We start from the raw sequence: 18,639 nt of genomic DNA, 5'->3' as shown, positions 1-18,639 counted from the left end.
GTTAAAAAGAAGGGAAAATCAGGCCTTAAGCTTTTCTATGACCTCCCTGAGGTTATCGAGCATCTCGCGGATGTCGTCGAATGTCATGTAGCCCATGTTTCCAATCCTGAAGGTCTTCTCTGCCACGCTTCCGTAGCCCTTGGCGAGCTCAAAGCCCCTCTCGCGCATGGCGTTGTAGACGTCGACGCCCTTCATTCCCTCGGGAACGACGACGGCAGTGATGGTCGGGCTCTCGTAGCCGGGCTCGGCGAGGATTCCAAGACCCATCTCCTTGACGCCCTCGCGTATCATCTCGCTCCTCTTCCTGTACATGTCGAGCCATTCATTCTTTCCGCCCATCTTCTCGATTATCCTGAGAACGACGTTGAGGCCGAATATCTGCGGGAGCGGTGGGGTTGAAGGCGTTCCCTTCTTCTTCTCGTTGAACTTCTTGTAGAGCGGTAGGTCGAAGTACCAGCCACGCTCGGGCATCTTCTCGGCTATCTCGAAAACGCGCTCGCTCACAGCCGCAACCGCGAGTCCCGGCGGGACGCCGAAGGCCTTCTGACTGCTCGCGAAGACGAGGTCGATGCCCCACTCGTCGAACTTTATGTCCGCTCCACCCATTGCCGAGACGGCGTCAACGAAGAGGAGCTTGTCGTGCTCGTGAACAACTTTGGCCAGCTCGGGGAGCGGGTTAAGAACACCGGTTGAGGTCTCGTTGTAGGTTATTGTGACCGCGTGGACGTCGGGGTTCTTCCTGAGGGCGTCGTCCAGTTCCTCCGGCTTTATTGCGTAGCCGGGCTCCTTCTCGAGGATTACCGCCTTCCTTCCGTTGGCCTCGACGACGTCAGCGAAGCGCTTTCCGAAGGCGCCGATGATTGTGACGAGGACCTTTCCACCGCGCGGGACGGTGTTTCTGACGGCCGACTCCATGAAGCCGGTTCCCGAGCTCGGGAAGAGGATTATCTCGCCCCTGTCGGCCTCAAGGAACTTCTTGAGCCTCTCGAGGGTGTCAACGTGAACGGCTTTCGCCTCGGCCGAGCGGTGGCTGAACATCTGCACGCTCATTATCGCGAGAACCTCCGGAAAACAGGCGACCGGTCCGGCGGTAAAGAGCTTGTACTTCGGCTTCACCATCTCATAGACTTCCCTGTAAGCGTCCTCATACTCCATGTCGAAACGGAGTTCCATTCCAATCACCTCGAAGCGTGTTGATGGAAGACGGTAAAAAGTCTTCGCTCGGCCATTGGCGGAAAAATCTGAAACTAAACGCACCCATCGGTTCGGCTTTCGAAAAACTTTCGGGGGCCAAATCCTTTTAAGTCAAGTGCGTAACGTTCAGAAGGTGGTCTGATGGAGCGCAGAAGACTCGCCGGGATTCTGCTCCTCATCATCTCGGCCTTCACGGGAACGATTGCATTTCGCCTCGCAACCCCCGCCATAGCCTTCTACACGCGAGACATTCTCAGGGCGAGCATGTTCGCGGTTTCCCTCGTCTCGATGTCCTTTGTGCTTGCGAGGGCCTTCTCGTCCGTCCTCGGCGGTCTCGTCCTTGAGAGGGGCAAAAAGCTCGTCTACCTCGGAGCGATAGCGATGATGGGGAACGCGGTGGCCGTTCAGCTCTACCCGCTCACGTCGAGCTGGCTTCAGGTCGCTGGGATAAAGCTCCTCAACGGCTTCCTCAACGGGATAAGCTGGCCGATGGCCCAGTTCGTTCTGGCCGTAACGACGCCGAGGGAGATAAGGGCGCGCGTTACCGCGCTCTACTTCTTCTTCGGGAGCATAGCGTCTCTCCTCGGCAACTACGTTTACGCCTACACCGTCAGCCTCGGCTTGGCCGGCCAGATGTGGATTTCCTCAGCGTTCTTCGTCCTGACCGGCCTTATCATGCTCCTCAGCTACTACCTCCTCTTCGACCTGATAACGCCGAGGAAGAAGAAAACACCGGACGGCGAGAGGCCGAGCTTAAATCCGAAGAGGGTTCTAACGATTGCCTCGCTGATGGCGGTTATAGTGGCCTTCACCTCGGGCGAGATAACCTACGTCTACGTCTCGGAGGCTTTGGGGCTGAGCAAGGAGAGAACCGCCGTTCTGCTCGGCTGGACCGGGTTCCTCTCGGCGTTGCTCAGCTACTTCGTCTCGTGGGTTGCGGACGTTAGGAGCGAGGCAAGGATGGTGAAGCTCACCGCCCTACTCGCGGGAATATCGCCGATTTTAGCGTCGATAAAGACCGCGCCAACGGTTTTCCTTGGAATTTTTCTGGCTCTCTTCGCCTTCCAGAGCTTCCGCCCGATTTCGCGGAAGGTTCTGGCGAGCTACCACCGCTCCTCTCTCGCGATAGGCGGTGTGAACGCGGTTCAGAACCTCTCGACCTTCATCGGCGGAATGCTCTTCGGCTTGGCTTACTCGCTCGGGGAGGTCCACCTTGGGCTGACCCTGAACCTTGCGCTCCTAACCTTCCTGCCCTTTTCGCTCGGGCTGATAATCGAGGGAACGAGGGTGAAAGATGGTGAAAGTCCAAAACTTTTATAAGGGGCTCAAACGGCTTAAGTTCAGACCGGTTACGCTCATTTGGAGGTGAGATTATGGGACTTAGACCAGCGAAGATTGATAGGGACGTTGACAAGCCCGCTTACACGAGGAGGGAATACATACGCGGTGCTCCCGGACCGAGGATAACCATCTTCGACATGGGCAACCTCTCGGCCGAGTTCCAGTACGAGGTTAGCCTTCAGGCGGAGCAGGCGATGCAGATAAGGCAGAACGCCCTTGAGGCGATTCGTATCCAGGTCAACAGGTACCTCCAGAAGAACGTCGGTAGGAGCAACTACCACTTCAAGATTCGCGTTTACCCGTTCCAGGTGCTCCGTGAGAACCCGATGGCCACCGGAAGGAAGGCCGACCGTTACGGAAACGGTATGCGCAGGCCCTTCGGAAAGCCGATTGGCTTAGCTGCCCGCGTCAGGAAGGACCAGAAGATACTCACCGTCTGGGTCAACGAGAACCACCTCAAGTTCGCCCTCGAGGCCATGAGGAGGGCCAAGATGAAGCTCCCCTACAGCGCCTACTACAGGATTTATGACAAGGACGGCAACGACGTCACCACCAAGGTTCTCTCCACTATGAAGCGCTGACCCTTTTCTTTCATTCCAACACGTTTTTACGCACTTCATCCTATGTATCATTAGTGATTGCTATGGAGCGAATCGAAGCGCTCCTCGTCGTGGTAGGACTGCTGGCGCTGTCGGTTCTCGGCTACGCCATGACTTACAACTCCCAGCCCCAGGCTCAACCAATCCCTCCGGGCTTCGGGAACTTCAACGCCAAACTTATTCACCTGAACGCCATCAGCGTTCACCTCAAGGTCGGCCAGTCACTCACGGTCAAAGGCGAACTCGTGGGCGGGTACTATTCCATTAACGGAAACCAGTATCCCTATTACGGCAGGGTCTCGCTGATAGTCTACGGGGGACCTGCCAGGGATAGCCCTCAGTGGATAGCCCTTGAGCCTCACCTCACCGCGCCGGAAGGAGTGGCCGTCAGCGTCCTGCCCGAGGAGTTCTACCTCCAGCCGAACGGAAGGGAGAACATCAGCGTGAGCATCACCCCGCGGAGGAGCGGAACGTTCCACCTTTACGTCGTCGCGGTCTCAGATAGAGGCTGGCGGGCGTGGGCGGAGCTGAACGTCACGGCGGGATGACAACGTTATTTAACCCCAGCGACCAAGGTACTACGGTGAGAATATGGTCAGCTCGGGCTTTCGAAACCTTCTCCTGAAACTCGGCCTGCCGGAGGAAAGACTTGAGGTTCTTGAAGGCAAAGGAGGGATAGAGGAGGATACCTTCGAGGGAATCCGCTACGTCCGCTTCCGCGATTCGGCGAGGGGCTTCAGGAGGGGAACGGCCGTTTTTGAGGACGGGACGGTCGTCTTGGGATTTCCTCACATAAAGCGAATCGTCCAGCTCGAGAACGGTGTAAAGAGGATTTTCAAGGGCAGGCCCTTCTACGTCGAGGAGAAGGTTGACGGCTACAACGTCCGCGTCGTCAAAGTTAAAGACAGGATTTTAGCGCTCACCCGGGGCGGTTTCGTCTGCCCCTTCACGACCGAGAGGATTCTTGACTTCATCAGCGAGGAGTTCTTCAGGGATTATCCCAACCTCATCCTCGTCGGTGAGATGGCGGGGCCGGAGAGTCCTTATCTGGTCGAGGGACCGCCCTACGTTAAGGAGGACATCCAGTTCTTCCTGTTCGACATCCAGGAGAAGGGAACCGGCAGGAGCATTCCAGCCGAGGAGAGGTATAAACTCGCCGAGGAGTACGGGATTCCACAGGTTGAGGTCTTTGGACTCTACGACCGCTCAAGGGTTGAGGAGCTGAGGGAGCTTGTTGATAGGCTCAGCGAGGAGAAGCGGGAAGGCGTCGTCATGAAGACGCCGGACATGAGGAGGATAGCGAAGTACGTGACGCCCTACGCGAACATCAACGACATAAGGATAGGCTCCAGAATCTTCTTCGACTTGCCCGGTGGCTACTTCATGGGCCGGATAAGCCGGCTCGCCTTCTACATAGCCGAGCGAAGGATTAGGGGAGAGGACTTCGAGAGCTACGCGAAGGCGCTCGGCGAGGCCCTCCTAAAGCCCCTCGTTGAGAGCATCGAAGAGGTATCCCAGGGCCACGACGTCGAGGAGACCTTCAGGGTGAGGGTAAAGAACGTGAGCACCGCCCACAGAATGGTGAGCCACTTCGAGAGGCTCGGCCTCAAAATCCACATCGAGGACATAGAGGATTTGGGGAACGGCTACTGGAGGATAACCTTCAAGAGGCTCTACCCCGACGCGACGCGCGAGATAAGGGAGCTGTGGAACGGCTTGGCTTTTGTTGACTGAGCTTTTTCCATTTTCCAGCGCTCTGGAGAGGTGTAAAAAGACTCGAACCCATTCAGAAGGGTCTTAGATGAATCCACATCCCAAAAGAGCAACTCACAAAGGAATCCACTCAAAAACTGTCTTTCAAAAGGCACGCTCGCTTTGGTGAAACGTTTCTGAGAAAAGTTTCTTTGGCGCCCGGGCCGGGATTTGAACCCGGGTCACGGGAGTGACAGTCCCGTATGATGGGCCGGGCTACACCACCCGGGCGCGTGATAGTGGCCGGCGGCGTTCCCGGTTTCCCGCCCCCTCTCGGAGGGCAGTACACCCGGGAACGCAGGCGGGCTTAACTTCCGGGGTCGAAACGAGACCGGGTGTAACCCCGCCGCTATGGCCGCCGTGCCGATTCATACCTGTCGTGGCGGGTTTATAAATTTTGCGGTAGGTGGCATCAAGAGAGGTGGAACAACCGCCGACGGTACCTCAGCACTACAGTTTAAAGTTGTACTTCTAAAGATAGATAGAACAGAGTTATACATAACAAGAATGGACAATAATGCGTAACAATGGGGAAAAAGGTTATAATCCCTACCCGGCAAAGCAGGGTTAAGTGGTTGAAATGGATGGGTTGCTCCTCGCTGGTCAAATGCTCAGCCTAACGGCCAAGGTTGCGGTAGCCGTTCTGTTACTGCGAGCCTATCGAATCTCGGGGAGAACATCCGCCCTCCACCTGGGCCTCGCGTGGCTCTTCTCAGCTGTCGTTGTGCTGATGGATGCGCTCGGCCATGAAATCCTTGTCGTCGTTTTCTACTCGGTTTTCTCGGCTGTCCTCTTCTACGGCTCCCTGAGGTTCCTCATCGAAGAGGGTCAGGTTGTCCTTAAACGGCCGTGGATGTGGGCCCTTCCTCCGGTAATCGGTGCGTTTTATGGCCTCCTTCTCGGCAACGGCTGGGAATCAACCGTTGGAATCCCATACGGAGTCTCAGCGTTTTACGTATTTCTCGCGGGCGTGACCATAGCCTCTGCTGAGGGAGACTTCCCAACTGCAAGGAGAGCGGGAATAGCGCTCGCCCTCTTCGGTCTCCACGAGATGGATTACCCTGTTCTCAGGGACGTCCAGTGGTTTGCCCCCATAGGGTTCACCCTGGGAGCTGTACTAACGGTCCTATCAGCATACATGATGGCGAGAATGGTGCTGTCAGAACGCTTCATCGGAACAAAGCCAACTGTCGAAGTCAAACCAGGGGTTAAGTTACTTACCAGAAAGAACTACGAGCGCGTCGTTGAGGGACTGAAGGACTACCCCGTACTCGCTTTTTTGAGGGAACCAACTCCGTTTCCTGCGTGGACGGGGTATATGCTAACAGCCGTAAGCGGGGAGATGAGAATCCACCCCACGAACCTCGCGAGGATGAGCGAAATAGTAAGCAGATACCTGCGCGAGGCCTCTAACCAGGACGTTACGGGGGTTGTTGTCATTGACGGTGTGGAGTTCCTCGTAACCTACAACGGCCTTCAACCGGTTCTTAAATTCCTCGCGACGCTCCGGGACATGGCACTCGTCAACAATGCCCTTCTGCTCGTCTTTGTAGAGGAGAATGCCTGGAACCCCAAGGAACTGTCCATGCTGAAGCGGATTTTTGCGGGGGAATGACGGAAGTTTAATAACCAATCTCAACGAGACCCCCAACAGGTGTGAACCATGGGATTGTTGGAGGACAAGGCCCTCGTTGAGGCTGCCCTCTTCGTTTCGGGAAGACCGCTCAGCGTCAAGGAACTGTCGAAGGCCCTCGGGATAAAATCCCTCGACTACCTTGAAAAGCTCATCGAGCTCATAGCGGCTGAATACGCGGAGAGAAAGAGCGCAATAGAGGTCGTCAAGGTTCTGGGCGACAAGTACGTCATGCAGGTCAAGCAGGAGTACAGTCAGAGGGTTATCCACCTCATGCCGAGACCGGACCTAAGAACCGGCGAGCTGAAGACTCTCGCGCTCATTGCTTACCTCCAGCCTATAGAGCAGAGCAAAATCATAAAGCTCCGCGGAAGCCAGGCCTACGAGCACATAAGGAAGCTGACGGAGATGGGCCTAATCTATGCCGAGCCCTACGAGAGGACGAAGCTCCTCGGAACGACCCAGAAGTTTGCGGAGCTCTACGGCTTCCCCGAGAATGACCCTGCGATAATCAAGGAGGCCTTCAAGAAGGTTGTCCATGCGGAGTACAGCGACCTCATAGCGAAGCTCGAGGGCAAGGCCGGGGACGAGAGTACCGAAACTGGGGGAGACAGCTCCGAAAGCGATGGAACTTCTTGAGCTCCCAGTTATCCCTTTTCTTCGATAGCGCAGAAATAATGCCCCTTCTCGCCAAAAGAAGTTAGGAGGGAAAAGTTTAAATACTCCAGAAACGGATTACCATCAAGGTGAGTGCTATGGTAGGCCTTACAAAGGAGCAGATAATCAATCGAATCATCCGGCATCGGGGCCTCTCAAAGGAGGAAATCGAGGAGAGGATTGCCGAGCTGGCCAGAACCCATGGGATTTCCGAGCACGCCGCGGCTGTAATGCTGGCCGAAGAGCTCGGCGTCAAACTCGAGGAGGGCGAGGAGCTCCTCCACATAGCTGACCTCGTCCCGGGAATGAGCAACGTGAACATCGTCGCGCGGGTTCTCAGGAAGTTCCCGCCAAGGGAGTACCAGAAGAGGGACGGCTCGACCGGAAGGGTTGCCAACCTCATCATCTACGACTCCACTGGCCAGGCGAGGCTCGTTCTCTGGGACAACTTCGTTAGCAAGTACTACGACGAACTCAACCCGGGCGACGTCATCAAGGTCATAGACCCCCTCGTCAAGGAGGGAATGCGCGGGATAGAGCTCCACGCCAACTACAGGACTAGAATCATCAAGGACCCAGAAGACCCGCGCGTCGAGGAGATACCGCCCATCGAGGAGGTCAGAACCTACAATTACAGGAGGATGAAGATTAAGGACCTCGAAGGAAACGAGCGCTTCGTCGAGCTCAGAGGAACCATAGCGAGGCTTTACAGGGTCATAACCTACGACTCCTGCCCCGAGTGCAGGAGGAAGGTTGACTACGACCCGGCGAGCGAGAGCTGGGTCTGCCCGGAGCACGGTCCGGTCAAACCGGTGAAGATGGTCGTCCTCGACTTTGGCCTGGACGACTCAACTGGCTACATCCGCGTTACCCTCTTCGGCGACGATGCCAGCGAGTTGCTCGGCGAAAGCCCAGAAGAGATAGACGAGAGGCTCAAGAAGCTCATCGAAGAGGGCCTGACGATGAGGGAAGCCGGCAGAAAGCTCGCGGAGGAAACCTACTACCCGCTCCTCGGCAGGGAGATAATCGTCAGGGGCAACGTCACGGAAGACAAGTTCCTCGGAACCCTCCTCAAGGCCAGAACCTGGGAAGACGTTGATGAGAGGCGCGAGATAGAGCTCGCGAGGAGAGAGCTGAGGGAAGTTTTGAGGGCCTTCGGTGGTGAGTGAAATGGAAGAGGTTAGGTTCAGACGGAGAAAGCCCGCCGTCGAGAGGAAGATTGCCGAGATTAGGGAAGACGATACGAGGGTTTCCCTGATAGGCAAGGCCTTCAAGGTTGACAAGCTTGACTACACCTTCTGGCTCGACGACGGAACTGGAGTTATACTCGTCGAGAGCGAGGAGAACGTTTTACCTGAGAACGGCCAGGTTGTCAGGGTCATCGGCAGGGTCATAAGGAGCGAGGAGAGCGTTCACATCTTCGGCGAGGTCATACAGGACTTCAGCGACGCCGACCTGGAGGCACTGGAGGAGATAAGGGAGCTTGAGAGGAAAGTACTGCCAAAGGTTGAGAACGTCATCAGCTTCTTCGGAGGTGAGGAGCTATGAAGAAGCGCCTTCCGGCGAGCAGGGTCTACATCAAGGACATCCTCGACGGCTACTACGTCAGGAGCGAGGGTGATTTCGAGCCCAACTACCTCATAACGCGCGACGCCAGAAAGGTCTACCGCGTCAAGGTCGTTGCCACAGTCGTCAGGGAGCCTGTGATAAGCGACGACGAGACCTACGGCAAGTTCCAGATTGACGACGGAACCGGAACCATCTGGGTTCTCGGCTTCAGGGACGACACGCGCTTCATAAGGCTCGTGAAGAAAGGGGATTTAGTCCAGATAATCGGAAAAGTTGCAGAGTGGCGCGACGACAAGCAGATACTCGTCGAGGGAGTTGCTAAGGTGAGTCCGAACTTCTGGATACTCCACCGCTTTGAAACGCTCCGCGACAAGGTCGAGCACGCGGAGAAGGCGAAGATAGCCTTCGAAATCTACGACCGCTACGGAATAACGGCCAAGGCCAAGGTCATAGCCAGGAACAAGGGCGTTGACGAGGAGCTCCTCCAGACTATAGACGAGCTCTACACCATGATGCTCGAGCAGAGGGCCCTTGAGGAGGAGCTAATCGAGGAGGAAACGACCGAGGAGGCCGAGGAGACACCTGTCAACCCGGAGCTCGAGAAGGCGAAGGAAGCGGTCATGAACCTCCTCCGTGAGAAGGGCAAAGCCCTGTCGCACAAGTTCATAGTCAAGAAGCTCTCCAAGGAGTTCGACGAGGAAATCATCGAAGAGGCTATAAGCCAGCTCTTAGCCGATGGGGAAATCTACGAGCCGGAGATAGGCTTCTACGAGCCCCTGTAAACCTTTCTTTCTCCCAAAATTTCCAGAAAAATCAAAAATAAAGGCCGTCAGTACTGCTCGCGCATCGTCCTTATCACGGGGTCGTGTATCAGCGTCGACGTTATGCTGTCCACCATGCGGAAGAACTCGTCCTTTCCGCGCTCAAGGTCAAGGCTCTCAACCCTAATCAGCTCGCAGTCCTTCCCCAGTATCCACTTCCCAAGGAGAATCTTTTCCCTCCCGTCCTTCTGGAGGTCGAGCCTTATGAGGCCGTAGGGTATGTCGGCGGTCCACCAGTTGGCCTTGAAGGTCACCTTCCAGCCGGCTTCCTCAACGACCTTGGCGAGTTCGTTTAACGTTTTAGACGGACCGTGCGGGGTCTTGAACGTCAAAACGGTCCAGAGCTCATCGTTTTCAAGCTCTTTAATTATCTCGTCCTTAAACTCCATACTCATCACCTCACAAGCGAAGCTATCATGAAGGCCATAACGGCAAGGAATATGCTTATTTTGAGCAGTTTTTGCGAACGGTGGGCGGTTTCCCTGTCCTGCGAGCGGAGGATTAGGAAGGCCGAGTAGAGGATTATGGCATCCACCGGAACCATCGCGAGATAGCTGAGGCCGACGCCGGCCTTAATCGGCAGGAAGGACGCGATAACCGTCAGAAACGCAAAGAACGCCCCCACGTAGGCGGATTTCTTCTTCCCGATGACTATCGGGAGGGTCCTCGCGCCCTTGGCGAGGTCGCCTTCAACATCTTCTATGTCCTTTATTACCTCCCTCGCGACGTTAACGAGAAACGCACACAGGGCGAGGTAGCCTGCGAGGCCTATCTTCCCGACCGCTATCGCGCCGTAGAGCGGTGTGGCTCCGGTAAGGCCGGCGACGACGAGGTTGCCGACGAAGGGGAGTGGCTTTAGCTTCCAGGCGTAGAGGAACATCGTTGTGTAGGCGACAACAGCAAGCAGGAGGGCGTAGACGTTTATTAACGAGGCGAGGATTAGGCCGATGGCGAAGAGAGCCATCGCGTACCAGAAGGCTGTTTTTCTGCTCATCGCACCCCTCGGCAGGGGTCTCTCAGGGCGGTTTATCCTGTCTATCTCGTAATCGAAGTAGTCGTTTATCGTGTTGCCTGCGGAGCAACCGAGAGTGACCACTAAGAAGACGAGCAACGCCTTTACCGGCTCCGGGAAGTGGCCTACCGCCACTATCGAACCGAGCAGGCCGACTATCCCAGCTAGGACGCAGTTGTGTGGCCTCGTTATTTCGATGAAAGCCCTCGCCTCCAAACTACCACCGTCCAACCATTATGGTTAGTCTTTAAAACCTTATGGGTTCAAAGTTCGTCTCTCCTCAGGAGACCAAGTTCCTCGCCGGTCTCAAGGACCCTCATCCTGCCGAAGCGGAGTTCCCTAACCTCCCCAAGTGCCTCCTCGTCGAGCGGGGTGAGTAGTTGAAGCGTTTCAGCGCTGAAGTTCACCCACTTGAGGATTCCAAGGCCGAGACACAGCCCGTTCCCGTCGAGGAGACCCACGAGCAGGTTGCTCAGTCTCTCGAAGTCAACAGCGTGAATCGAACGGTAGCCCCTTGGGAAGCTCTCCTCGTCGGCCTTGACTACAGTGTAGCGCCCCTCGTTTTCCCAGCCCGCTAAAACGAGCCACCTGAAGGCCCGCGAGAGGAGGGTTTTCTCTCTTTCATCAAGGGGACGGCCATTGAAGAGCGAGGTTCCCGTTAAGGCAACCTTCGAAAGGCTGAACTCCGCCAGTCTGGCATTGGAGAAGTAGGTTCTCCACTTCTCAAACCTTATCTCCCGCCTCTCCTCCCGCGCAACGGTTTTCGCGTTCTCGCTGACGGTCAGCCTGACGACCTCTCCGTAGGGGCTCAAAGCCCTCGCAAGGGATTCCAGCTCGCCGTTCCGCTCGAGGAGGACTATTAAGTCTGGCCTCACGAGCTCCGCCTTGAGGCGCTTCATCTCGAAACCCGGCCCCATTACGAAGCCGGTCGTGTCTATCAGAACAATTTCAGCGCTCCTCTCGGCGAGCTCAACGAGCCTCTTCACCCCTACGGCCATCTCGCCCGTGAACTGGCCCGGTGAAACGGTGCCTATGAAGTAGTGCGCGACTCCATTAAGCTCGGAAAGGCTGGAGAAGTTCTCATCAGGAAGGGCGAGGCTTATCGTGGCCGGCGGGAGGATGCCCTTCTGGCCGACGTCGGAATCAACCACCGCGACGCTCCTCCCAATGCTGAGGAGCTCGTTGGCCAGAAACGTCACGAGGGTGCTCTTTCCGGCGTCGAGACCACCGATGACCATGACCTTAACCGCGTCGCGGGATGAGAGTTCGGCGAGGAGTTCAAGCCTGTCCGGTGGAACGTCGCGGGTGTAGATGGCCTTGTTCATGGTTTAAGGTTTCCGCAGGGAGTTAAAAACCTTGAGTCCAGCAAATTTAGAAAAACTTATAAGATGTGCCACTTTCAGTGAGAAAATGAAAAGTTAGGTTTGACATTTATCGCGCTCAAATTGGAAAAACGGTAAGGTGAAGACTCATGGTTGAGCGGAACACCCTAACACCGAGGCAGATTAAGCTTCTCAGGAAGCTCTACGACGACGGAAAGACCATCGAGGTCCACACCGTCGAGAAGACCCAGGACGAGCTCGCGAGGGAACTCGGTATAACGAGACAGGCCCTGAGCAACCACCTCAAGGTTCTCAAGGAGCTTGGCTACATAAGGACCGGCAGGGGCTTCATCGATTTGACGGACAAGGCCCTCGAACTGCTCGGCGAGAAGAAGGGCGACGTCTTCGTCTTCGTCAAGATAGAGCCGACCAAGAGGAGGCAGGTCTACGAGGCGATAAGGAGGCTCAAGATAAAGAAAATCTACCGCGTCACCGGCGACGTTGACCTTATCATCGAGGCCGACAAGACCAAGCTCGACGAAATCCTCGAGGAGATAGCTTCCCTCGACGGGGTGAAGGAAACCAACACCCACCTCGTTCTGGAGATTCTATGAACGCATTTTCTTTTCCATCAGCCTTCTGAGCTCGTCGAGGTTCTTCCCGAACTTGGCCGAGATTGGAACGAAGGTCTCGGGAATCTCGGAGTAGGGGACGCCGAACTTCTCGGCAAGGAAGTGGACGACCCGCTCGACGTTCTTGACCTTGTCAACCTTGTTGACCGCCACCACAACAGGTATCTCCAGCTCCCTGAGAAATTGATAGAACTCAACATCAATCGGAATCTCGCCCCTCTTCTCCCAGCGCTCTATAATCTCCGGCGAGGCCTTGCCGTCAACGACGAGGACGGCGAGCTCTATCTCATCGGCGTTGTCCTCGATGAAGTGCACTATCTCGTCCTTTATCCGCTCCTGGACGTGCTTCGGAAGCCCGCTCATGAAGCCGAAGCCTGGCAAATCAACGATTTTCTTCCCTCGCCACTCGATTTCGACGGGCTTCCTCGTCACGCCGGGCCTCTTACCTCGCCTAACCTTCTTACCGGTGAGCCTGAATATGAGGGTGCTCTTACCAACGTTGGAGCGCCCGGCGAATATTATCATCTCTCCCCACCGGGCTGAAGTTCTTTCGGCCCTTTAAAAGGTTTGGCGGAAAGGTTAAGTAGGCCCTTGGACAAAACCAAGCGGTGGTGACCATGCCTGAAGAAGCGCGGGCCAACCAGCTGATAAACAAGTTCGTGATTTCCCTTATAGATGGCAAAATACTCGGCTACGTCACCGATATAAACGTCGAGGTTGAGGGTGACCAGTTCTACTTCATCCTGAAGATGAAGGAAGTCGAGAACCTTGGAAAGGGCCAGAGCATCTTCACGAGCGAGAAAAAGCTCAAGATAACCCCAAACGATATAGTCAACGTTGGACCGGACGTCATTATCCTCGGTGACGGGAAAGTTCCCCCGCTCAGGGAGATAGAGAGGCTCCACCAGATAGCGGAGGAGTACAACAACCTGATGGCCGAGCTTGAGGCCAAGGAGAAGCTCATAGAACAGCTCAAGGAGGAGAACTACCGCCTTAAGAGGGAGCTCGATGAACTCCAGCGCGAGTTAAGGAAGTTCCAGGTCATGAAGGACGACTTCGAGCACCTCAAGGAACAGCTTGTGAGGCAGGAGGGTCAGCTTGAAATGGCAAGGGAGTACATAAGGCTACTTGAGGGCATTAGGGGCGACATAGACAAGATTAAGGCCGACGTTGAGGCGCTGATTCAGAGACAGCTTGAAGAAGTTGTCAGGGGGATAATAGACGAGGAACTGAACGCAAGGGGATTAAAGAAAACGAGCTTCCTTTAACCGAAGATGCTCGGACCAAAGGCGTGGAGCAAGATTTCAACGGCTATCAGGATGAGGGTCATCGCTATGACGCCCTTCGGGCTGACCTTTATGGCCCTCGTGTCCTCGTCGAAGAACCTCATCAGTCCCGCTCCGGTCGGCGGAAGTGTGGTCTTTTCCTTCGCCATACTATCACCTGCCCTTGAGTTTTCTCCATGATATTTAAGCTTCACGGTAAGGTTTTTAAACGCTCCGTTCAAGACCGCTCGGGAAAGGGCTCTGCCCAATGAATCCCGCTGATGAATGGAGGTGGGAGGAATGGCCACTTTCAAGCTCGTTATATCGAACCCGAAGAACGGTATAGCGAAGCAGGTTGAGATAACCGGTGGAGAGGCCGAGAAGCTCGTAGGAAAGCGCATAGGCGAAACGATTCCAGCCAAGGAGCTTGGGCTCAACCTCAGGGAGATATTCGGCGACGAGAGCATTCCGGAGGATGCCAAGCTCAAGATAACCGGCGGAACCGACAAGGACGGATTCCCCATGAGGCCCGACGTCCACGGCCCGAGGAGGGTCAAGATACTCCTCTCCAAGGGACCCGGATTCAGGCCCAGGGAGAAGGGTGAGAGGAGGAAGAAGACCGTCCACGGCAACACCATAAGCCCGAACATCGTCCAGGTCAACCTGAAGATAGTTCTTTGAACTCCTTCGATTTTCCTCTTCTCCCCGCGGTAACCTTAATAAACGTCCCCGCTTTCTAAGCTTAGGGGTGAGAGAGATGGCCAAGAAGTTTAGGCAGGCCGAGGTTAACATCGGTATGGTAGGTCACGTTGACCACGGAAAGACGACGCTCACCAAGGCTCTAACCGGAATATGGACAGATACCCACAGCGAGGAGCTGAGGAGGGGTATCACGATAAAGATAGGCTTCGCGGACGCGGAGATAAGGAAGTGCCCGAAGTGCGGGCGTTACTCCACTTCCCCGGTCTGCCCGTACTGTGGGGCTGAAACCGAGTTCGAGAGGCGCGTTTCCTTCATAGACGCTCCCGGTCACGAGGCGCTGATGACTACGATGCTCGCCGGTGCCTCGCTCATGGACGGTGCCGTTCTCGTCGTTGCGGCGAACGAGGGAGTCATGCCCCAGACCCGGGAGCACCTCATGGCCCTTCAGATAGTCGGCAACAGGAACATAGTTATAGCGCTCAACAAGATTGAGCTCGTCGATAGGGAGACCGTTATGAAGCGCTACCAGGAGATTAAGGAGTTCGTAGCTGGAACCGTAGCCGAGAACGCCCCGATAATCCCGATTTCGGCACTGCACGGCGCAAACGTTGACGTTCTGCTTGCTGCCATCGAGAAGTTCATACCAACGCCGGAGCGCGACCCGAACAAACCACCCAAGATGCTCGTCCTGAGGAGCTTCGACGTCAACAAGCCCGGAACCCCGCCGGAGAAGCTCATCGGCGGTGTCATAGGCGGTTCGATAGTCCAGGGCAAGCTCAGAGTTGGCGACGAGATAGAGATTCGCCCGGGCGTTCCCTACGAGGAGCACGGCAGAATCAAGTACGAGCCGATAACGACCGAGATTGTCTCGCTCCAGGCAGGAGGAAGGTTCGTCGAGGAGGCCTACCCCGGTGGACTCGTCGGCGTCGGAACCAAGCTTGACCCCTACCTCACCAAGGGCGACCTCATGGCCGGAAACGTCGTCGGAAAGCCAGGAAAGTTGCCCCCGGTGTGGGACGAGCTCCGCCTCGAAGTTCACCTGCTCGAGCGCGTTGTCGGAACCGAGGACGAGCTCAAGGTCGAGCCCATCAAGAGGAAGGAAGTTCTCCTCCTCAACGTCGGCACCGCCAGGACGATGGGCCTCGTCACCGGGCTCGGCAAGGACGAGGTCGAGCTCAAGCTCCAGATTCCCGTCTGCGCGGAGGTCGGAGACAGGGTTGCCATCAGCAGGCAGGTCGGCTCAAGGTGGCGCCTCATCGGTTACGGCTTCATAAAGGAGTGACCTTTCTTCCCTTTTCTTCCCGGTGGTCGCGATGGCCCATAGGAGAGAATGGTTCGTCCTTCCAGACACCAACTTTCTCCTCGTCCCCGGCCAGTTCGGGGTCGACATAGTTTCCGAGCTCGACAGAATCCTCGACGTGAAGTTCAAGGTGGTCGTTCCAAACGTCGTTCTTGAAGAGCTTAACGTGATAGAGAAAAAAACGCGCGGAAGAGATTTGCTCGCGGTCAGGATGGCGAAGAAATTAGCGGAGAGGTTCGAGACCGTTGAAATCGGGGAGTTCGGGAGGAGGCCGATAGACGACCAGATTTACGACTTCGCCGTCAAGAACGAGAGGGTAATAGTCTGCACCAACGACAAGGGCCTGAAGAAGCGCCTCCGCGAGAAAGGAATTCCGGTTGTTTACCTCCGCTCGAAGAAGATACTCGAGCTCGAGGGCATGCTTGAGTGATTACGGGTCATCAAGCAGTTCTAACAGTTCGTCGGTTGTTATCCCCACCTCACGCATTATGGCCTTTAAGAGCCCAGTTTTAAGGCGCTTGTGTAGAGGGACAACGACCATCTTGCCCGAATCGTTGACGAGAACGACGTGAGAGCCCTTTTGTCTTACTGGTTTGTAGTTCAGTTTCTGGAGGGCTTTTATAAGTTCAAGCCCCGAAACATCACGTGGAAGTCTCACACCGAAACCTCCGCAATTTGAACGTTATTCTTGCGCTTTATCTCGCGCAGGGTCTCTTGAAGCTTCATTTCTTCAGCTACCTCGAGGTACAGCTCTATTGCCTCCCTGATGTTTTTGAGAGCTTCCTCTACGGTCTCACCCTGACTCACGCAACCGGGCAACGCGGGAACGTACGCGACGTACCCACCTTCCGGCTGGGGCTCAAGCACAACTTTCAGCTTCACCTTACACACCCCATTGAGGTTTCAACGTGGAGGGTTATAAAAACTTCTCAAATCGAATTTGAGCAGAGACGTCAAAACCGCCCCGCAAACGCCAGCTTTTTTCACCGAATCCCGTTCAAAACCCTTAAATTCTCCCCGCCGTTTGGCCCTTGGGTGGGAGAATGTACACCGAGGAGGAACTTCTGAAGGAGATTAGAGAACTCCTCGACGACGACAGGCTCTTCGAGGCCTACGAGAGAACCTTCAGGGAGTACCACTACTACTTCGACACCACCAACTACATAGTGCTCAACGTCTACCAGTTCAACGACCACGGGCCGGTCCACGTCCTCCTGACGACGAGAAGGGCTTTGGAATTGCTGAGAATCCTCAGGAAGTTCGGAATCCAGACGACGGCTGAAAAGCTCGGAAAGCCCCACTGGTGGAGCAAGTTCATCGTTGCCTTCGGAGCGCTCCTGCACGACATCGGCAACATGATACACAGGATAAACCACTACGAGTTCAGCGTTTTCTTAGCCGAGCCGATAGTCGAGAAGCTCGTGAGGGAGTTCGAGAGGCGCGACCCGCTCCTCCTGAAGGCCCTGACGCTCAACGCAATATACACTCACGACGAGCACGTGCCGTGCACGACAATAGAGGGCTCGCTCGTCACCATCGCGGACGGTTGCGATATGGAGGCAGGAAGGAGCAGGCTCGTCCACAAGAAGGACCGCGTTGACATACACGCCGTCTCGGCCCTAGCAATAGAGCGCGTGGAGATAAGAGAGGGGAACGAGAGACAGCCCATACTCATCGAGATATGGATGAAGCACCCCGCCGGAATCTTCCAGGTGGACGAGATTCTGACGAAGAAGGTCAAGAGCTCCCTGCTGGCCGGCAAGATAAGGCTCAGGATTCACACCGGCAAGGACGGCGAGACCCTCGAAAAGGTTATCTGAGCTCTTCCCAATTTTTCACCATGCTGATTGAGGCGTACAGAGACCTGAAGTACCTCCTCAACAGGGGCTACCGGAAGAGCGTTGCTCTGAACTTCGTGGCCAACCACTACAGGCTGAGGAAGGAAGAGAGACATCTTCTCGCGAGGTGCATCTTCCCGGATTCCTGGATTGAGGAAGTTAAGCAAAAGCTCCTCCCGCCGGAAGAAATTAAGGTTAGGGTTCTCAGAATAGACGGCTTCAACGTCCTTATAACCCTCGAATCGCTCCTCGCGGGGAGGGCTATCCTGTGCGAGGACGGCCTCATCAGGGACTTGGCCTACCAAGGAAAGTACAGACCGCACGGGGAAACTCGGAACAACTTGAGACTCATCGTCTCGGCCCTGGCGGAGCTTTCACCCGAGAAGGCGGTTTTCTTCTACGGGAAGAACAATCCCGGAAGCGGGGTCGTTAAGAAGCTTACGGAGGAACTCCTTGACAAGTTTGGTGTTTCCGGGGAGGTCAGACTCGTTAGAAGCCCAGACCACGAGCTCAAGGCGTTCGAAACGGTGGCGACCGCCGACGTTGGTGTTATTGAGAAGGTCAACCACGTTTTCGACCTCGCGGGGTTCGCCGGGAAGAGCGCCGGGACAAGACCCATTCACCTCAAAGAGATTTTAAAAACTTCAAGTTTATCTGAACTTTTGAAAAAGCTTTAATAGCATAAACGCGAATTATATAAAGATGCCCTTTGCTTTTCTGGGCCAAAATCAACGGCCAAGGAGATGTTGGTTATGAAAAAGTTCGCAATAGTCCTGTTGCTCGTGGCAATTGTCACACTCGCGAGCGGATGCGTCGGTTCGGGCCCCTCTCAAACTCAAACCACAGAAACTCCCGGCACAACTTCCTCCCCAAGCTGGACCAGCTCCACCACCCAGCCCCAACCGTCATCACCCGGGACCACGGAGACTTCGTCAGGGACGCACTCAACGTCAACTTCCACACCGTCCCAAACCGAAACCCCCACCACGACCACCTCAACCT

The 18,639-nt window shown here is 55.6% G+C and carries 25 protein-coding genes, 1 tRNA gene and 1 rRNA gene; 16 read left to right on the top strand and 11 right to left on the bottom strand.

What is annotated here, in order from left to right; translation table 11 throughout:
* Nucleotides 1-18 precede the first annotated feature (18 nt).
* Nucleotides 19-1,173 carry an alanine--glyoxylate aminotransferase family protein gene (locus E3E28_RS05830; RefSeq protein ID WP_167915245.1) on the bottom strand — a complete coding sequence of 385 codons (1,155 nt, stop codon included), beginning with the start codon at nt 1,171-1,173 and terminating at the stop codon, nt 19-21.
* A 162-nt stretch (nt 1,174-1,335) separates the two neighbouring features.
* Here E3E28_RS05830 and E3E28_RS05825 point away from each other — a divergent pair, with 162 nt between their 5' ends.
* The 4 genes from E3E28_RS05825 to E3E28_RS05810 are packed head-to-tail and all read left to right on the top strand — an operon-like array spanning nt 1,336 to nt 4,868.
* The gene (locus E3E28_RS05825) at nt 1,336-2,514 is read left to right on the top strand and encodes an MFS transporter (protein WP_167914401.1); all 1,179 of its coding nucleotides are present in this window, start codon (nt 1,336-1,338) and stop codon (nt 2,512-2,514) included.
* Nucleotides 2,515-2,567: 53 nt separating this feature from the next.
* Nucleotides 2,568-3,116: a 50S ribosomal protein L16 gene (locus tag E3E28_RS05820; protein WP_167914400.1), complete on the top strand. Its 549-nt coding sequence runs from the start codon at nt 2,568-2,570 to the stop codon at nt 3,114-3,116.
* Between the two features lie 53 nt (nt 3,117-3,169).
* Nucleotides 3,170-3,682: a hypothetical protein gene (locus tag E3E28_RS05815; protein ID WP_167914399.1), complete on the top strand. Its 513-nt coding sequence runs from the start codon at nt 3,170-3,172 to the stop codon at nt 3,680-3,682.
* Nucleotides 3,683-3,725: 43 nt separating this feature from the next.
* On the top strand, nt 3,726-4,868 hold the full coding sequence (locus tag E3E28_RS05810) for an RNA ligase (protein WP_167914398.1): 1,143 nt from the start codon (nt 3,726-3,728) through the stop codon (nt 4,866-4,868).
* Between the two features lie 171 nt (nt 4,869-5,039).
* On the opposite strand, the gene E3E28_RS05805 is transcribed toward E3E28_RS05810, so the two are convergent.
* Both E3E28_RS05805 and rrf read right to left on the bottom strand, forming a co-directional pair.
* A tRNA-Asp gene (locus E3E28_RS05805) sits at nt 5,040-5,117 on the bottom strand.
* A gap of 10 nt (nt 5,118-5,127) precedes the next feature.
* Nucleotides 5,128-5,249, bottom strand: a 5S ribosomal RNA gene (gene rrf, locus E3E28_RS05800).
* Between the two features lie 217 nt (nt 5,250-5,466).
* Here rrf and E3E28_RS05795 point away from each other — a divergent pair.
* The 5 genes from E3E28_RS05795 to E3E28_RS05775 all read left to right on the top strand — a co-directional run bounded on the left by E3E28_RS05795 (nt 5,467) and on the right by E3E28_RS05775 (nt 9,527).
* On the top strand, nt 5,467-6,501 hold the full coding sequence (locus tag E3E28_RS05795; protein WP_240921718.1) for a DUF835 domain-containing protein: 1,035 nt from the start codon (nt 5,467-5,469) through the stop codon (nt 6,499-6,501).
* 48 nt (nt 6,502-6,549) lie between these two features.
* Complete coding sequence (scpB, locus tag E3E28_RS05790) at nt 6,550-7,158, top strand: SMC-Scp complex subunit ScpB (RefSeq protein ID WP_167914396.1); 609 nt, start codon at nt 6,550-6,552, stop codon at nt 7,156-7,158.
* Between the two features lie 116 nt (nt 7,159-7,274).
* On the top strand, nt 7,275-8,345 hold the full coding sequence (locus E3E28_RS05785) for an OB-fold nucleic acid binding domain-containing protein (RefSeq protein WP_167915244.1): 1,071 nt from the start codon (nt 7,275-7,277) through the stop codon (nt 8,343-8,345).
* Between the two features lies 1 nt (nt 8,346).
* A complete protein-coding gene (locus E3E28_RS05780; RefSeq protein WP_167915243.1) occupies nt 8,347-8,724 on the top strand; it encodes a replication protein RepA in 378 nt (125 codons plus the stop codon).
* Entirely contained in the window at nt 8,721-9,527 is an 807-nt protein-coding gene (locus tag E3E28_RS05775) for an OB-fold nucleic acid binding domain-containing protein (RefSeq protein WP_167914395.1), read from the top strand. Before E3E28_RS05780 ends, E3E28_RS05775 begins: the two co-directional genes overlap by 4 nt.
* A gap of 47 nt (nt 9,528-9,574) precedes the next feature.
* On the opposite strand, the gene E3E28_RS05770 is transcribed toward E3E28_RS05775, so the two are convergent.
* From E3E28_RS05770 to E3E28_RS05760, 3 genes are read right to left on the bottom strand one after another with little or no spacing between them, the layout of a single operon-like run.
* Nucleotides 9,575-9,955, bottom strand: a complete 381-nt coding sequence (locus E3E28_RS05770; RefSeq protein ID WP_167915242.1) for a ribonucleoside-triphosphate reductase — start codon at nt 9,953-9,955, stop codon at nt 9,575-9,577.
* A gap of 5 nt (nt 9,956-9,960) precedes the next feature.
* Nucleotides 9,961-10,794 (bottom strand): geranylgeranylglycerol-phosphate geranylgeranyltransferase, encoded by an 834-nt coding sequence (locus E3E28_RS05765; protein ID WP_167914394.1) that lies wholly within the window; start codon nt 10,792-10,794, stop codon nt 9,961-9,963.
* 47 nt (nt 10,795-10,841) lie between these two features.
* Nucleotides 10,842-11,903 (bottom strand): Clp1/GlmU family protein, encoded by a 1,062-nt coding sequence (locus E3E28_RS05760; protein WP_167914393.1) that lies wholly within the window; start codon nt 11,901-11,903, stop codon nt 10,842-10,844.
* 146 nt (nt 11,904-12,049) lie between these two features.
* Between E3E28_RS05760 and E3E28_RS05755 the strand changes: the two genes are divergently transcribed.
* On the top strand, nt 12,050-12,514 hold the full coding sequence (locus E3E28_RS05755; RefSeq protein ID WP_167914392.1) for an Lrp/AsnC family transcriptional regulator: 465 nt from the start codon (nt 12,050-12,052) through the stop codon (nt 12,512-12,514).
* Here the strand turns inward: E3E28_RS05755 and engB are convergent.
* The gene (engB, locus tag E3E28_RS05750) at nt 12,509-13,057 is read right to left on the bottom strand and encodes a GTP-binding protein EngB (RefSeq protein ID WP_167914391.1); all 549 of its coding nucleotides are present in this window, start codon (nt 13,055-13,057) and stop codon (nt 12,509-12,511) included. The two genes, E3E28_RS05755 and engB, sit on opposite strands and share 6 nt — an antisense overlap.
* Nucleotides 13,058-13,149: 92 nt before the next feature.
* Here engB and E3E28_RS05745 point away from each other — a divergent pair, with 92 nt between their 5' ends.
* Nucleotides 13,150-13,800 (top strand): hypothetical protein, encoded by a 651-nt coding sequence (locus tag E3E28_RS05745; RefSeq protein WP_167915241.1) that lies wholly within the window; start codon nt 13,150-13,152, stop codon nt 13,798-13,800.
* Here E3E28_RS05745 and E3E28_RS05740 read toward each other — a convergent pair.
* Entirely contained in the window at nt 13,797-13,967 is a 171-nt protein-coding gene (locus tag E3E28_RS05740; RefSeq protein WP_167914390.1) for a preprotein translocase subunit Sec61beta, read from the bottom strand. The genes E3E28_RS05745 and E3E28_RS05740 overlap by 4 nt on opposite strands.
* 130 nt (nt 13,968-14,097) lie before the next feature.
* Between E3E28_RS05740 and E3E28_RS05735 the strand changes: the two genes are divergently transcribed.
* The 3 genes from E3E28_RS05735 to E3E28_RS05725 all read left to right on the top strand — a co-directional run bounded on the left by E3E28_RS05735 (nt 14,098) and on the right by E3E28_RS05725 (nt 16,229).
* Nucleotides 14,098-14,478, top strand: coding sequence for a 30S ribosomal protein S6e (locus E3E28_RS05735; protein WP_167914389.1), 381 nt, complete (start codon nt 14,098-14,100; stop codon nt 14,476-14,478).
* Between the two features lie 76 nt (nt 14,479-14,554).
* Nucleotides 14,555-15,781: a translation initiation factor IF-2 subunit gamma gene (eif2g, locus tag E3E28_RS05730; RefSeq protein ID WP_042692542.1), complete on the top strand. Its 1,227-nt coding sequence runs from the start codon at nt 14,555-14,557 to the stop codon at nt 15,779-15,781.
* A gap of 31 nt (nt 15,782-15,812) precedes the next feature.
* A complete protein-coding gene (locus tag E3E28_RS05725; RefSeq protein ID WP_167914388.1) occupies nt 15,813-16,229 on the top strand; it encodes a PIN domain-containing protein in 417 nt (138 codons plus the stop codon).
* Here the strand turns inward: E3E28_RS05725 and E3E28_RS05720 are convergent, their stop codons facing one another.
* Nucleotides 16,230-16,457, bottom strand: a complete 228-nt coding sequence (locus tag E3E28_RS05720) for a type II toxin-antitoxin system HicA family toxin (protein ID WP_167914387.1) — start codon at nt 16,455-16,457, stop codon at nt 16,230-16,232.
* Nucleotides 16,454-16,681, bottom strand: a complete 228-nt coding sequence (locus tag E3E28_RS05715; RefSeq protein ID WP_042692534.1) for a type II toxin-antitoxin system HicB family antitoxin — start codon at nt 16,679-16,681, stop codon at nt 16,454-16,456. Before E3E28_RS05715 ends, E3E28_RS05720 begins: the two co-directional genes overlap by 4 nt.
* A 161-nt stretch (nt 16,682-16,842) precedes the next feature.
* Between E3E28_RS05715 and E3E28_RS05710 the strand changes: the two genes are divergently transcribed.
* Nucleotides 16,843-17,619 carry an HD domain-containing protein gene (locus E3E28_RS05710; RefSeq protein WP_167914386.1) on the top strand — a complete coding sequence of 259 codons (777 nt, stop codon included), beginning with the start codon at nt 16,843-16,845 and terminating at the stop codon, nt 17,617-17,619.
* Between the two features lie 20 nt (nt 17,620-17,639).
* Nucleotides 17,640-18,314: a DUF434 domain-containing protein gene (locus E3E28_RS05705; protein WP_167914385.1), complete on the top strand. Its 675-nt coding sequence runs from the start codon at nt 17,640-17,642 to the stop codon at nt 18,312-18,314.
* Between the two features lie 158 nt (nt 18,315-18,472).
* On the opposite strand, the gene E3E28_RS05700 is transcribed toward E3E28_RS05705, so the two are convergent.
* Nucleotides 18,473-18,622 carry a hypothetical protein gene (locus tag E3E28_RS05700; RefSeq protein ID WP_167914384.1) on the bottom strand — a complete coding sequence of 50 codons (150 nt, stop codon included), beginning with the start codon at nt 18,620-18,622 and terminating at the stop codon, nt 18,473-18,475.
* Nucleotides 18,623-18,639 lie beyond the last annotated feature (17 nt).

The organism is Thermococcus sp. 21S9, assembly GCF_012027635.1.
In the GTDB taxonomy this organism is placed as follows: domain Archaea; phylum Methanobacteriota_B; class Thermococci; order Thermococcales; family Thermococcaceae; genus Thermococcus.
This window is presented reverse-complemented; position numbering and strand designations above follow the sequence as displayed.